Here is a 13780-nt window from a genome sequence, read left to right as displayed (position 1 = left end):
CGCCCGTTCCCCAAGGACGCGGCGGCGCGGACCAGCCGTTCAGCTTTCGGCCGTGACCAGCCGCGCGGCGCTGCGCCCGGCGAGCTTGCCCAAAGTCGTCGCCGTCAACAGGCCATTGCCCGCCAGATAGCCATAAGCGCCGGTGCCCGAAATGCCGCGCGCCGCGCCGCCCCCGGCAAAGAGGTTGGGCAAGCGGCCACCATCGCCCTTGCACACCCGCGCCTCGGCATCGACCACGAGCCCGCCCTGGGTGTGGAACAGCGCCCCGGTGACCCGTGCCGCGTAGTAGGGCGCCTCGAGCAGCTGGCGTTCCTCGAAACGGCGGCCCCAGGCATCTTCGGCTTCGCCTTTCGTCACCGCCGTCACCTCGGCCAGTGTCGCCGCCAGCGCCTCGGCGGGCAAACGGGTTTTCCCGGCAAGTTCGGCGAGCGTCGGGGCCGAGACCACCGCCCCGGCTTTCAGCGCATCGCGGTAATCGTCGAAGGCGCACATGAGCTGGTGCAGGCGTTCATCGAAGATCGACCAGGCGACGTGATCCTTCTGCGCGTTGACCTTGGCGGCCTGCTCGGAATAGCCCGCGCTCTCGTCGGAAAAGCGCTGCCCATCGAGATTCACCTGGAAGCCGCCCTCCATGATCAGCGGCCAGAGGATCGGGATGCCGTGGCCCATGGCGAGCCCGCCGTGGCCCTGGTAGCCGGTCATGTCCTCAAGCGCGGCGCCCAGCTCCTCGCCCCAGCGCATGGCATCGCCCTTGTTGCCGGGATGGCCGTGGAAGGTCGCCGCCGCCATCTCGGGAATGAAGCGCGCGACCATCTCGGGATTGCCCGCAAAGCCCGAGCAGGCGAGGATCAGCGCGTTGCAGGTCACGTCTTCCAGAACCCCGTCGGGACGGCGGTAGCGCACGCCGGTGACGCGCTCACCCTCGTGGAGAACCTCCTCGACGGTCGCGTCGGTCAGGATCGGGATCTCGGCCTTGGCGCAGGCGTCCTCGAGCGCGGCCATGAGCTCGCCGCCGGTCCGGTTGGGCGTGCCGTACATGCGCCGCACGCTGTGGCCGGGGTAAAGGAACCCGCCGACGAGTTCGAGCGGCACGCCGTGCGCATCGCGCATCCAGGCGATCGTCTCGACCGATTCGCGCGCGATCGCCAGCGCCATCGCCGGGTCGGTCTGACCCTTGGTCTTGGCCAGGATGTCGGCCGCGAAGAGCTCGGGCGAATCCTCGATGCCTTCGGCCACCTGCTCGGGCGTACCCGAGGCGGGGATGAGGCCGGTCGACATCGCGGTGGATCCGAGCGGGGTGTCGTCGCGCTCGATCACCAGCGCCTCGATGCCCAGGTCATGCGCGGCGAGCGCGGCGGTGAGGCCGGTTCCCCCTGCGCCCACCACGACGATCGGGAAATGCAGGGTCTCGCTCATCGGGTATCGTCCTTCGCTTCGGTTTCGTGTCCGCCCTCGCCGGGCGCTTGCGCGGCGAACCTAGCGCCGGGCCATGGCCTGTCGCGCATCGCCTGCCCGCCTTTTCAGCAGGTGAACACGTCCGGGGCCAGCCCTCGCCGTTTCATGTTCATCACGCGAACGCGGCGCGAAGTAGCGCGCGCCTTGCCGTTCCGCGCCGGTTAGCCTTCCCCGCTGCGACTGCACGAAAACGAGCCAACAAGGGATCCCGCACGCATGACGAGCACCATCGCCACACCGGCCGGCGAATCCGCGCTGCTGCCCGATCCCACGCCCGACATCCTTGAGGATGCGCGCCAGGTCCCGCTGCGCCTCCAGTATGCCTGGGGTTCAGGGGCGCTCGGCATTGCCATCCTGATGAATTCGATCGGCGCGCTGATCCTGTTCTACATGGTCAGCGTGCTCCAGATTAACCCCGCACTGGCGGGTACGCTGATCTTCGTGAGCAAGCTTCTGGGCGTCGTCACCGACCCCTTCGTCGGCACCTGGAGCGACCGCCTGCAGACGCGGGGCAGCCGCCGCCGCCCGTTCCTCCTGTGGGGCGCCTTTGCCTGCGCGGGCTCCTATGCGATGATCTTCACGACTCCGATGTTCGCGAGCGAGGCGTTGCGCGCGGCCTACGTCTTCCTCGCGCTGATCGTCTATACCTGCGGCTACGCGCTCTACAACGTGCCCTACATGTCGATGCCCGCCGAGATGACCGACAGCTACCACGAGCGCTCGGCGATCCACGGCGTGCGCATGATGTTCGTGGCCGTCGCCACGCTCGTGGTGGGCACGATCTCGCCGCTGCTGCTCGAAGCGCTCGGGCGCACCAGCCCGTTCTCCTACGCGGTGATCGGCGTTTGCGGCGGCGCGATCATCCTTGGCGCAACGATGACCGCCTACCTCGGCACCAAGAGCGCGCGTTTCACCATCAGCCAGGTCGAACGCCCCAGGATCCTGAGCGAAGTCGGCCACGTCTTCGCCAACCGCCACTTCATCCGCCTGCTCGGCGTCAAGGCGACGCAGCTGATCGGGGTCGCCTCCTCGCAGGCGGCAGGCATGTTTTTCCTGCTCAACGTGCTCCAGCGCGACCTCACCATCCTGGCGCCCGCCGCCGTCGTCGGAACGCTCGTCCAGCTTGCCGGCGCGCCGCTTCTGGTCAAGCTCTCGCGCCGGATCGGCAAGAGCCAGACCTACATCGTGGGCGGCAGCGTCTACCTCCTCGCGGTGCTGAGCTGGTTCTTCGCCTCGCCCGCCGAGCCTGCGGTGTTCTACATCCTGCGCATGGCGCTCGTCTCGTTCGGCGCCTGCGCCAACGTGATCATGGCGATGTCGATGCTGACCGACATCATCACGCTCGATTCCAGGAAGACCGGCGTGCGCCGCGAAGGCGTCTACACCGCCTTCTACAGCTTCACCGAGAAATTCACTTTCGCGGTGGGGCCGCTGATCGTGGGCATCGCGCTCTCGCTCGCTGGCTTCGACAAGTCGCTGCCCCCCGAGGCGATGCACACCCCCGACATCCGGCAGGCGCTGCTGCTCGGCGTGTGCTATCTTCCCGGCCTGCTCAGCGTGGCGGCGATCACGCTGCTCGCCGGATACAAGCTCAAGCCCGAGGACCTGGCATGACGACCAACCCGCTCGCCTTCATCCCGGCCCAGCGCGGACGCGCCTCGGTCGACTTCATGATCCACCTCGCGCGCGGATCGCAGCCCTTGCGCGGCGAAGTCGCGCGCGAGCAGGCCGAGATGGTACCCGATCCCTCCGTGCTGCCCGAGGACCTCGACCTGCGCGACCGGCACCTCGGCCAGAGCTGCGCCGCCAGCCCCGCGTTCCGGGCCAGCCAGTTGCTCGGCGAGTTCCACGCGCGCATGCACGGGCTTGTCGCGCGCGAAGCCTTCGAGGAAGTGCGCGAAGATCTCGAACCGGTGATCGCGCGCTACCAGGAACAAGGGCCGACAACCCTCGAACCCGCGCCCGAAGGCGCCGAGACCCCGGCCTATTTCGAGGGCGTCCACTTCCACCGCACCGCCGGCGGCTGGGAGGAGCACGAGATGCAGGGCTACATCCACGGCGAGATCGTCCACCGCAAGCTGGTCGAGGCGCTCTACCCCGGCGGCATCTTCCAACAGCGCCGCGCGGTCGCCGCGATGGCGCCGCGCAGAGCCTACGAACGCATCCTCGACATGGGCGCCTCGACCGGCCACTTCACGCAGGCCCTGCAGGAAACCTACCCCGAGGCCGAGATCACCGGCGTCGACCTTTCCCTGCGCGTCCTCGAGCACGCCCAGCGGATCGGCAACGCGCAAGGGTACGCCTGGAAGCTTTACCAGCGCCCGGCCGAGGACACCGGCTTTGCCGAGGCTTCGTTCGACCTCGTCGCCTCCTACATCCTGCTCCACGAGATTCCGGCCGACGTGATCCGCCGCGTCTTCGCCGAGGCTTACCGCGTGCTAGAACCGGGCGGCGACATGATCATGAGCGACGTCACGCGCTACGCCGACATGGACAAGCTTGCCGTCTGGCGCGCGGACAGCGGCGCGCGGTTGGGCGGGGAACCCTACTGGCGCGAATCCGCCAGCCTCGACCTCGCCGAGGTCGCCCGCGAGGCCGGCTTCGTCGACGTCACCGCGCAGGGCATCTACCCCCACGTCGTCATCGGCCGCAAACCCGGCTGACCACGCACCGGCGCACACCGCCGCGCCACCCTTTGCCAGCTCTCGCGGGTCTCGGGCCAGCGAGCGCCGAGCCGCGCACCAAAGCCAAATTCTCAACGCCATTTCAGGCGATTGGCCGCGCCCGAAAGCGGAAATTCGCCCCTCGAACAGCGCATTCCAAACGATTTTGCGCCGCCTCGCCGCGGTGACACTCTCCCCCCGCAGACAAGGTCGCACCAGGGACGCGGCCGCGATCATCCAGACCATGAGGGGGTTCATGAAGACCGAGACCACACTGAAGACGCGCGCCTTGGCCGGAATTGCGCTGTGCGCGCTCGTCGCCGGCCTGCCCACCGCCGCCTTTGCCGAGGCCGAGCCCGACGCTGGCTCCGGTTCGAGCGAGCCCGCCGGCACGATCGTCGTCACCGCGCGCAACAAGGCCGAGAGCATCCAGCAGGTGCCGATGTCGATTACCGCGCTCAGCGACGAGGCGATGGAGCAGAAGTCGGTCCAGGGCATGACCGACATCGCCCGCTTCACCTCGGGGCTAAGTTTCGAGAACTATTCGAGCGGCTTCCAGGTGCCCGTCATCCGCGCGCAGGCGCAGACCAGCGTGACCGCGCTCGAGACCAACGTCGCCAGCTTCTACGACGGCCTCTACCTGCCGCGCAGCTGGTCGGTCGACATGGGCGTTTCCGCGCTCGACCGCGTCGAGGTGGTCAAGGGCCCGCAGAGCGCCCGCTATGGCCGCAACGCCTTTGCCGGCGCGATCAACTTCATCCCCTACAAGGCGACGACCGAGGGATCTTTCACCGCCGAGGGCGAACTGACCGGCGGCATCTACGACCGCTTCGATGCCAGCGTGAAGGCCAAGCTGCCGATCAGCCGCGAGTTCGGCCTTGCCGCCACCTACAACCATTCGCAGTTCGACGGTTCGTGGAAGAACTCCAATCCCTGGGCCGACGCCGGGGTCAGCCCCGGAACCACCGGGCGCATCGGCGGCTGGAACAACGATTCCTGGTCGGTCTCGGCGATCGCCCGGCCGACCGAGGGCATGGTCTTCGAGGCGAGCTACACCGAGTTCGACATCGAGCGCGAGTCGAACCCCAACGCCAACTACCAGCAGGCGAGCGGCCAGCTCACCTGCGGCAACGTACGCAGCGGCAACTACAGCCTGCTGTGCGGCGAGGTACCTGGTGCAGCCAGCACCGCCAACGTCGACCCGCGCAGCTACGGCGCCTGGACCAGCACACAGCTCGCACGCATTTCGGCGGCCTACGAATTCGCCCCCCACTGGAACGCAAGCTACCTGTTCGGGCGCATCACCGGCGATGTCAGCATCGGCAACATGACCGTGTCCGACCCGTCGAACTGCATCGCCTACTGCACCTTCCAGAACGCGCCGGTCGGCTCGATCAGCTACGATTCGCACGAATGGCGCGTCGCCTACGACGGGCAGGGCCTCGACTTCGCGTTCGGCGGCTTCATCTCGAAGGGCGAGGACGACTACAAGTTCAACCTCGTCTACGCCCCGGCGCTGACCGAAAGTTCCACCGTCGTCCCCTTCGCCCAGAACCCGATCCTCTCGCTCACCCTCACCAACACGCTGACCACCACGCTGGTGCGCTCGGTCTTCGGCGAGACGCAGTGGACCTCGTCCGGCGGCAATCTGCGCCTCGGCGCGGAAGGGCGCTATTCGTGGACCGACCTTGCGGTGCTCAACCAGTCGACCAACGTGGGCTATGCCGACACTTTCCGCGCCTTCACCCCGCGCTTCACGCTCGAATACGACGCCTCCCCGGACACCCTTCTCTACGCCTCGGCGGCCAAGGGCTCCAAGGCCGGCGGCTTCAACGCCACCGCCGCCTCGGACACCGAACGCACGTATGACGAGGAGTCGAACTGGACCTACGAGATCGGCGCCAAGAACACCTTCCTCGGCGGGCGCCTGACCTTCAACGCGGCGCTGTTCTACACCGACTGGAGCGACATCCAGATCAACTCGGCGGACACGTACGCCAACGATCCCAATGCGGTGAACATCGTCCTCAACCTGGGCAACGCGACGGTCTACGGCCTGGAACTCGATTCCGCCTTCGTGCCCGACGAGCACTGGTCGTTCGACGCCAACTTCTCCTACGCCCACGGCGAATACAGCGACGATACGGTTGACGCGCGCTTCAGCCGCACGGTCACCTCCTGCAACAACGTGGTATGCTCGACCGACGGCAACGTCGGCGGCAACCAGATCGAGCGCACGCCGCGCGCCAAGGGCTCGTTCGGAGCGCAGTGGCAGACCCCTCTGCCGTGGAACGAGGGCTCGTTCTTCCTGCGCGGCGACGTCAGCTGGCAGGACAAGATGTACACCACGCCCGCCAACGAGGCCTGGATTCCCTCACGCACGCTCGTCAACGCGCGCACCGGGGTCTCCTTCGGCAACTTCGACCTCAGCTTCTGGGCGCGCAACGTGTTCGACAAGAAGTACGTCTCGAACGCCTATGTCGTGATCCTGCCCTCGGGCAACAGCTACCAGCTGTTCTACGGCGAACGGCGCACGATGGGCCTGACGCTCAAGGCCAAGTATTGAACCCAGACCAAAAAGGGGCCCGGATCATCGCGATCGGGGCCCCCTTTTCATGTCCGCTTCACGTCCCGGCAAGCCCTCGCAGGATCAGGTTGGGTAGCTTGGCGTTATCCCAGACCGGCTCCTTGGGCGGACTCTCCCCGGTGCGCAGAACCACGAGGCGGCGCGAGGGGACGATATAGACGACCTGGTTCGAATTACCGTCGAACAGGAACAGGTCCTGCGCCGCGTAAGGCTCGGAATGGTAGTTGCGCCCGTAAGTCAGCTCGGGATTGGCCGGTCCGCGCCATTCGACATAGGGCGAGCCGATGTAGACCCCCAGCCCCGCATGGGGATTCTGCGCAGAGGGCGTGCGCATCGCCGTCACGAAGCCTGCGGGCAGGAGGCGCTTGCCCTCCCACACTCCGTCGTCGAGGAGGAGCACGCCCAGGCGCAAATAGCTTTCGGCCGGCAGCAGGATGCAGCATCCCGAATGCGGCGTACCGCCCGAATGGTCCATCCAGATCTGGCCGGCCCGCGCGCCGATCCTGGCCAGCACTTCGCGGCCCACGAAGTCCTCATAGGGGATGCCCGTCGCGCGCTCGATCAGGATGGCGACGAGATCGCCGTTGGCGTTCGAATATTCGTAGCGAGTTCCCGGCGTATCGACGAGCGGGTAGTCCTCGATCAGCACCTTGTCGTGGAAGGGGTGCAGATAGGACGTATTGAGGACGTTCGCCGGATCGCTCGAACTGCCTTGCGGCAGGAGGCCCGAACGCATGCCCAGCACCTGCCGGATCGTGATCGCGGCCTTGGGGGTTCCCTTCCACGCGGTGATGAAGTCGGCCATCGGCTGGTCGAGCGAGGCGATCCTGCCCATCGCCATCGCGCGTCCAACCGCGATCGTCGCGAGCGGCTTGGCGAGCGACTTGGACACCACCGGGCTCGTCGCGGTGGTCTGGCCGAAATAGTCCTCCTCGACCATGTGCCCTGCGTGCCAGACGAGGAAGGCCGAACTGTTCGCCCCCGCCGCATAGGCCTTGGCCTCCGCCAGGGCCTCCGGCGCGACGCCGCGGCCCTTGGGAAACGCGGCCCAGTGCGCGGCGCCTGCGACGGGGGCCAGCGTGTCGTAGCCGGCCAGCCCCGCGCCCGGCGCACGGCCCATGTACCGCTCGAAGCGGGCCTGGTAGAGCGCCTCGGCCTCGGCGGGCGAGAGCGTTTCGCTGCGTGTCGTCGAAACCGGTCCTCCTCCGCCTTGGGCACAGCCCGCCAGAAGCAGGGCCAGGGCCAGCGAGCCCTTCGCACGGGTCATAAAATCTCTCCTGATCAGATACCTCCTTGTGCACGCGCGGACACGCGAGCCGAACCCTCGAGGCGCCCGATTTTCAACTGACGAATACAAATCCGAAAAGAGGGCGCGCGCCGCGGCCAACTCGTCGATCAGGAGGCCATGAACGTGCCTCTTACGCTGACCCTTCGCGCCACCCTCGGTGCTCTCCTGTGCCTTGTACTGAACCTGCCGATGGCCGCTCACGCCGGCGCCGCAGGCAAGAGTTCCGTGCGCGAACGGACGATCCAACTTACCACCGAAGACGGCCGCAACCTCGCGGTCAGCGTCTATGCCCCCGCCCGGGGCTGCCACGCCTGCACGCTGGTGATCTTCTCGCACGGCAATCTCGCGACGCCCGGTCGCTACGACGTGCTGCTGCGCGACTGGGCCGCGCGGGGGCTGGTCGTCGCCGCCCCGCTGCACACCGATTCCGAGGAATATCCCGAGCCCGGCAAATTCCCCGATAGCCGCGCGACCCGGCTTGCCGACTGGCGCGCGGTGGACCGTGCCTTCACCCCCGATGCGGTGAAGCAGCTGCCGCTCGAAGGCATCACGCTCTCGGGCCAGGTCGTCGCCGCCGGGCACAGCTACGGCGCGCTGATCGCGCTCGTCGCAGGCGGGGCCGAGCTGGCCGATCCGGCCTGGACGATCGCCCCGATCCGCAAGCCCCTGGCGGTGATCTCACTCTCGCCGCCAGGTGCGATGAAGGGACTGGCGACGCGCGAAGGGCTGGCCAAATTGTCGACTCCCGCACTTGTCGTCACGGGCACCACCGACGTCCTCCCCGGCTTCATCGATACCTGGCAGAAGCACCTCGAAGCCTACGAGGCGGCCGCCCCCGGCCTTGCCTATGGCCTCGTCTTCACCGGCATGGACCACTATTTCAACGGCGCCTACTGCCGCCCGACCGAAGACGGCATGCGCGCCTCGGAGCCCCAGGTCGCGCGGCTCAACCGCGAGATCGGCGGGTTCATCCGCGCCGCGCTAGCCGCAAAGCTGCCCGGCCCGGCCGCCTGGACCGCCCGCAGCGATGCGATGGTGACGGCCAAGGCCCACTGACATCCCAACCTCGGCGGACGGCACCGATCCGCCGCCAGCGGCACGAAGGAGGAGGAACCCCAGATGACCAATCCACTTGAACCACCCGTCCGGCAAAGGGGCCGGGCCTCGCTCGACTTCCTGCTGCATTTCGGGCGCGGGACGCAAACCCTGCGCCAGGACGTCGAGACCGAGATCGCACGGATCGTGCCCGATCCCGCCGCGCTGCCCGACGACATTGACGTGCGCTCCAACCAGATCGAGCAGCGCCTGCTGGCCAGCTCCGCCTGGCGCACCAGCGCGCTCACTGGCGAATGGAACGCGCGCATGCACGGCCTCATCGCGCGCGAGGCCTTCGAGGAAGTGCACGCGGATCTCGCCCCCGTGATCGCCAGGTACCAGAGCGAGGGTGAAACCACTCTCGAACCCATGGCCGAAGGCACGAAGGCGCCGGCCTATTTCGAGGGCGTCAACTTCCACCGCACCGCCGGGGGCTGGGAAGACCACGCGATGCAGGGCTACATCCACGGAGAGATCGTCCACAGGAAGCTCGTCAACGCCTTCTTCCCGGGCGGGATCTTCAAGCAACGCCGCGCGGTCGCCGCGATGGCCCCGCGTGCACACTACGCGCGCATCCTCGACATGGGCGCCTCGACCGGCCACTTCACGCAGGCCCTGCAGGAAACCTATCCCGAGGCCGAGATCACCGGGGTCGATCTCTCGCTGCGCGTCCTCGAACACGCCCAGCGCATCGGCAACGCGCATGGCTGGGCCTGGAAACTCTACCAGCGCCCGGCCGAGGACACCGGCTTTGCCGAGGCCTCGTTCGACCTCGTCGCCTCCTACATCCTGCTCCACGAGATCCCGGCCGACGTCATCCGCCGCGTCTTCGCCGAGGCTTTCCGCGTGCTCGAACCGGGCGGCGACATGATCATGAGCGACGTCACCCGCTACGCCGACATGGACAAGCTTTCCGTCTGGCGCGCGGACAGCGGTGCACGCCTCGGCGGCGAGCCCTACTGGCGCGAATCCGCCAGTCTCGACCTCGCCCAAGTCGCCCGCGATGCCGGCTTCGTCGATGTCACCGCACAGGGCATCTATCCCCACGTCGTCAAGGGACACAAACCGAAATGAGCGCAGCTCCTGCCATGCCGATCACCACGCCCGCCAACCCGCGCGCCTATAACCGCCCCGATCGCGCCACCCTCGTCGACGCCGATGTCGGCCGGGTGGGCGCCGCCGTGCTCGCCCTGACCCGCGAACTCTGGGTCCTCACCGACCGCATGCTCGTTCTCGAGGAAATCCTCGGGCAGAGCGGCATCGACGTCGCCGCGCAGATCGAGAGCTTCCAGCCCGGGCCCGAACTCCAGGCGCGCCTCGACACCAAGGGCAAGCAGCTCGTCGAGACGATCGTCGCCGCGCTCGCAGGCACCGAGGCCGAATAGACCCTTCCTTCCGCCCGCCAGGAACACCGGACACGCCAGCTCCGGTGCCCCTGGCGGCGCTCCCAGTCGAAAGCCCGGCTCCGCCTCCTTCCCATGACCGACACCTCCCTCGCCCCCGCGTCGCGCTCGCGCGCGCTTTTCGCGATCATTCTCGTCAACTTCGTCTCTCTCGCCGGGTTCGGCCTGATGTTCCCGGTGTTTGCCATCTACAGCCGGCAGATCGGGGCGAGCGGGATGGAGATCGCGGGCGCGGTCGCCGCCTTCTCGCTCGGCCAGTTCCTGTCGAGCCCGTTCTGGGGCCGCTGGTCCGACCGCTTCGGCCGCCGCCCGGTGATGATCGCCGGGCTCGTCACAGGCGCGCTCGTCTACGTCCTGCACATCTTCGCGCTGAGCCCGCTCACGCTGCTGGCCGCGCGCTTCGTCAGCGGGCTCGCCACCGGCAGCTTCTCGATCACCTTCGCGGTCGCCTCGGACTTGTCCACGCGTGACAACCGCACGCACGTCATGGGAATGGTCAGCGCCGGCTTCTCGCTCGGCTTCATCTTCGGCCCGGCGATCGGCGGTGTCACCGCCAGCCTCACCGGGCAGGACCACGCCTTCGCGCTGGTCTGCGTGGTGGGCGCCGCGCTCGGACTGGTCGCCGCGCTGCTCACCTGGTGGCTGATGCCCGAGACGCGCACGCAGGCGCCTGCTCCGCACGATGCGTCCTCCCCTGTCGATGGCGGCCCGCTGCTGCGTCGGCCCGGCTTTCTTGCCGCCATCGTGATCGCGCTCGTCGTCTCGGCCGCCTTCGCGCAGATGGAATCGATCCTCGGGCTCTTCGCCGACGACGTGCTCGATCTCGATCCGCTCGGCATCGGGCTGATGTTCGGGGCGATGGGCACGGTGACGACGCTGACGCAGTTCACCGTGACCGGCCGCGTGGCCAGCCGCTTCGGCGAGACCGGAATGCTGTACCTGTCGCTGGCGATCATCGCCGTCGGGCTCGCCGTGCTCGGCCTCGCCGATGGCCTCGCGCTCGCCGGGCTCGGCCTGCTGTTCACCTCGACCGGCTTCGCGCTCGTCAATCCGGCGGTCTCGGGCCTCGTCTCGATGGCCTCTCCGCCGCAGGCCCAGGGCGCTGGGCTGGGGGTGATGCAGTCGGCGAACGCGCTCGGCCGCGTGGTCGGCCCCCTCGCCGCGGGACCGCTCTACGACTTGCAGGGCGAGGCCGCGCCGCTGTTCTGGGGCTCCGGCCTCCTGCTCGCGACGCTGCTGGCGATGCCGTTGGTGCGCTTGCCTGCGCGCGAAGCGAGGCGCTGACCCCCGCAAACCGCTTGGCCGCCCCCCGCCCCACCTATCCGCTGGTCGGATCATTCGCACCAAATTTCCCACGTACCGCCCCGCGCCGCCCGCAAGCCCCTTGCCGCCCTGCCCGTCCGGACGCAGTCTCTTCGCGCGAGAAGCCCGGCATGAGCCCGACAGCAAGCAAGGATGGTTGCGAAGAATGGACAACGGCGTTCCGATCCGTTCGGTCAGCCGCAGCCTTTCCGTGCTGCGGACCATCAACCATCAGCGCGAGGTCTCGCTGACCGAACTGGTCCGCCTGGAGGAGCTGCCCTACCCCACGATGTTCCGCATCGTGCAGACGTTGCTGCACGAGGGCCTCATCGAGCGTGACGAGACCGGCAAGCGTTACCGGCCTACCGCGCTCGTCCACACGCTTTCGAGCGGCTACGACGACACCGCCCTGCGCAGCCGCGCGCAGCCGCACATGAGCGCGCTGACCCGCAAGATCGGCTGGCCGGTGCTGCTCTCGGTGCGGGTGGGCGCGCGCATGGTGATCCGCGCCTCGACCCACCACGAGACCACTTTGACCTTCCACAACTGGGAAGCGGGCACTGCCATGCCGCTCGAGGGCAGCGCGACAGGCATGGCCTGGCTTGCCTACCTGCCCGAGGACCACGCGCGCGACCTTGTGCGCTGGGGCGTGGGTCCGCACGGGATCGGCATGTTCCGCCACGATCTTTCGATCATGCTCGACGCCATGGCGCGCATCCGCGAGCAGGGCTACGCGTGGCGCCCCTCGCTCTTCGGCGACGAAAACAAGACTTCGTCGATCTCGGTGCCGGTGCTGGATGGGGAGCGGATCGTGGCCGTGCTCACCCTCACCTATTTCTCGGCGGCGATGAAGTCCGAACTTGCGATCGATCGCTACGTGACGCCCTTGCAGCAAGCTGCCCGCGCGATTGCGGCCGCCGTCGCCACACGACCCAATTGAACCAACCTCAAGTTGCCTGATAGTTCTGCATTTTACAGAATATTTTTCACCAGATGGAAAGTTCCGGCATTTCTTGCTGCGGTGCAACGCCAATGAGCGATCCTCCCTCCACCACGACGCGAAATCGCGCGAGAACAGGGGGAAGTACGAAAATGGAAGGAGTTCCAATCCGCTCCGTGTGCCGGTCCATCTCGGTCCTGCAGGTCATCAACACCCATGGTCCCTTGCCGCTGATGGACATCGCGCGAATCGGAGACCTGCCCTACCCCACGGTCTTCCGGATCGTGCAGACACTGGTCCACGAGGGACTGGTCGAGCAGGAGCCTTACGGCAAGACCTACCGACCCACCGCGATGGTCGAGTCGCTTGCGCATGGCTACCGCTACGAAGGACCGCTGACCGACGCCTGCCGCGAGCCGATCGCCGCGCTGACCCGCGAGATCGGCTGGCCGCTGTTTGTCGCGGTGCGCGTCGGCCAGCGCATGATCGTGCGCGAATCGACCCATGCGCAAACCTCAATGACCTTCGAATCGTGCAACGCGGGCGTCACCATCCCGCTGCTCACCAGCACCACCGGGCGAGCCTACCTCGCCGCGCTGCCGACCGCGCAAGTCCACGCCATCCTTGACAGCGCCGAACACAATCGCTGGGGCATCGACACCCATTTCGAACGCGACGTCTTCCTGCGCAAGCTCGAGGCGATCCGCGCGCGGGGCATCAGCGCGGCCCCGTTCACCTCGCGCGAGGCCAACCGCACCGCCTCGCTCGCGGTGCCGGTCTTCGCCGATGGCGAGGTCCAGGCCACGCTCACGCTCACCTATTTCTTCAACGCGATGAACGAGCAGACCGCGATCGGACGCTACGGCGACACCTTGCGCGCACTCGCCGCCCGGATCACCGACCGGCTCGACTGCAGGGCGGTCGCGGCCTGAACAACAGCTCCGCTTCCCCGGCTTCCTCGCACTTGCGGTTTCGCTTCCGGGCGCGAGGAAGCCGGGCGAACTGCCCGGCCTTGACAGCGCAGCCAAAAAAGCAATGCTATCTGGA

Annotated in this window: 11 protein-coding genes; 9 read left to right on the top strand and 2 right to left on the bottom strand. The window is 67.7% G+C overall.

The window, feature by feature from the left end:
- Positions 1 to 39: 39 nt before the first annotated feature.
- Entirely contained in the window at positions 40 to 1416 is a 1377-nt protein-coding gene (locus tag HT136_RS07530) for an FAD-dependent oxidoreductase (RefSeq protein ID WP_246543439.1), read from the bottom strand.
- Between the two features lie 255 nt (positions 1417 to 1671).
- Between HT136_RS07530 and HT136_RS07525 the strand changes: the two genes are divergently transcribed.
- The 3 genes from HT136_RS07525 (at position 1672) to HT136_RS07515 (ending at position 6684) form a co-directional block, all read left to right on the top strand.
- Positions 1672 to 3069 carry an MFS transporter gene (locus HT136_RS07525; protein ID WP_214198955.1) on the top strand — a complete coding sequence of 466 codons (1398 nt, stop codon included), beginning with the start codon at positions 1672 to 1674 and terminating at the stop codon, positions 3067 to 3069.
- Complete coding sequence (locus HT136_RS07520; protein WP_214198954.1) at positions 3066 to 4118, top strand: class I SAM-dependent methyltransferase; 1053 nt, start codon at positions 3066 to 3068, stop codon at positions 4116 to 4118. Before HT136_RS07525 ends, HT136_RS07520 begins: the two co-directional genes overlap by 4 nt.
- 256 nt (positions 4119 to 4374) lie before the next feature.
- Positions 4375 to 6684 carry a TonB-dependent receptor gene (locus HT136_RS07515; RefSeq protein WP_214198953.1) on the top strand — a complete coding sequence of 770 codons (2310 nt, stop codon included), beginning with the start codon at positions 4375 to 4377 and terminating at the stop codon, positions 6682 to 6684.
- A 58-nt stretch (positions 6685 to 6742) separates the two neighbouring features.
- Here HT136_RS07515 and HT136_RS07510 read toward each other — a convergent pair whose 3' ends face one another.
- Entirely contained in the window at positions 6743 to 7972 is a 1230-nt protein-coding gene (locus tag HT136_RS07510; RefSeq protein WP_214198952.1) for a serine hydrolase domain-containing protein, read from the bottom strand.
- Positions 7973 to 8110: 138 nt separating this feature from the next.
- On the opposite strand from HT136_RS07510, the gene HT136_RS07505 reads away from it, so the two are divergent.
- The 6 genes from HT136_RS07505 (at position 8111) to HT136_RS07480 (ending at position 13665) form a co-directional block, all read left to right on the top strand.
- Positions 8111 to 9049, top strand: a complete 939-nt coding sequence (locus HT136_RS07505) for an alpha/beta hydrolase family protein (RefSeq protein WP_214198951.1) — start codon at positions 8111 to 8113, stop codon at positions 9047 to 9049.
- Between the two features lie 63 nt (positions 9050 to 9112).
- Entirely contained in the window at positions 9113 to 10162 is a 1050-nt protein-coding gene (locus HT136_RS07500; RefSeq protein ID WP_214198950.1) for a class I SAM-dependent methyltransferase, read from the top strand.
- The gene (locus HT136_RS07495; RefSeq protein ID WP_214198949.1) at positions 10159 to 10473 is read left to right on the top strand and encodes a hypothetical protein; all 315 of its coding nucleotides are present in this window, start codon (positions 10159 to 10161) and stop codon (positions 10471 to 10473) included. Before HT136_RS07500 ends, HT136_RS07495 begins: the two co-directional genes overlap by 4 nt.
- A 93-nt stretch (positions 10474 to 10566) precedes the next feature.
- Positions 10567 to 11775: an MFS transporter gene (locus tag HT136_RS07490; RefSeq protein ID WP_214198948.1), complete on the top strand. Its 1209-nt coding sequence runs from the start codon at positions 10567 to 10569 to the stop codon at positions 11773 to 11775.
- 184 nt (positions 11776 to 11959) lie between these two features.
- Positions 11960 to 12733, top strand: coding sequence for an IclR family transcriptional regulator domain-containing protein (locus HT136_RS07485; protein ID WP_214198947.1), 774 nt, complete (start codon positions 11960 to 11962; stop codon positions 12731 to 12733).
- Positions 12734 to 12885: 152 nt separating this feature from the next.
- Positions 12886 to 13665, top strand: a complete 780-nt coding sequence (locus HT136_RS07480; protein ID WP_214198946.1) for an IclR family transcriptional regulator — start codon at positions 12886 to 12888, stop codon at positions 13663 to 13665.
- The last annotated feature ends 115 nt before the right edge of the window (positions 13666 to 13780 follow it).

Origin of the sequence: Novosphingobium profundi (assembly GCF_018491765.1) — a bacterium.
GTDB classification, from domain to species: Bacteria; Pseudomonadota; Alphaproteobacteria; order Sphingomonadales; family Sphingomonadaceae; genus Novosphingobium; species Novosphingobium profundi.
This window is presented reverse-complemented; position numbering and strand designations above follow the sequence as displayed.

Excerpts from the sequence above, each read along its gene's own strand:
- HT136_RS07530 (WP_246543439.1), bottom strand. The coding sequence starts at position 1,416 with ATGAGCGAGACCCTGCATTTCCCGATCGTCGTGGTGGGCGCAGGGGGA.
- HT136_RS07525 (WP_214198955.1), top strand. The coding sequence starts at position 1,672 with ATGACGAGCACCATCGCCACACCGGCCGGCGAATCCGCGCTGCTGCCC.
- HT136_RS07520 (WP_214198954.1), top strand. The coding sequence starts at position 3,066 with ATGACGACCAACCCGCTCGCCTTCATCCCGGCCCAGCGCGGACGCGCC.
- HT136_RS07515 (WP_214198953.1), top strand. The coding sequence starts at position 4,375 with ATGAAGACCGAGACCACACTGAAGACGCGCGCCTTGGCCGGAATTGCG.
- HT136_RS07510 (WP_214198952.1), bottom strand. The coding sequence starts at position 7,972 with ATGACCCGTGCGAAGGGCTCGCTGGCCCTGGCCCTGCTTCTGGCGGGC.
- HT136_RS07505 (WP_214198951.1), top strand. The coding sequence starts at position 8,111 with ATGAACGTGCCTCTTACGCTGACCCTTCGCGCCACCCTCGGTGCTCTC.
- HT136_RS07500 (WP_214198950.1), top strand. The coding sequence starts at position 9,113 with ATGACCAATCCACTTGAACCACCCGTCCGGCAAAGGGGCCGGGCCTCG.
- HT136_RS07495 (WP_214198949.1), top strand. The coding sequence starts at position 10,159 with ATGAGCGCAGCTCCTGCCATGCCGATCACCACGCCCGCCAACCCGCGC.
- HT136_RS07490 (WP_214198948.1), top strand. The coding sequence starts at position 10,567 with ATGACCGACACCTCCCTCGCCCCCGCGTCGCGCTCGCGCGCGCTTTTC.
- HT136_RS07485 (WP_214198947.1), top strand. The coding sequence starts at position 11,960 with ATGGACAACGGCGTTCCGATCCGTTCGGTCAGCCGCAGCCTTTCCGTG.
- HT136_RS07480 (WP_214198946.1), top strand. The coding sequence starts at position 12,886 with ATGGAAGGAGTTCCAATCCGCTCCGTGTGCCGGTCCATCTCGGTCCTG.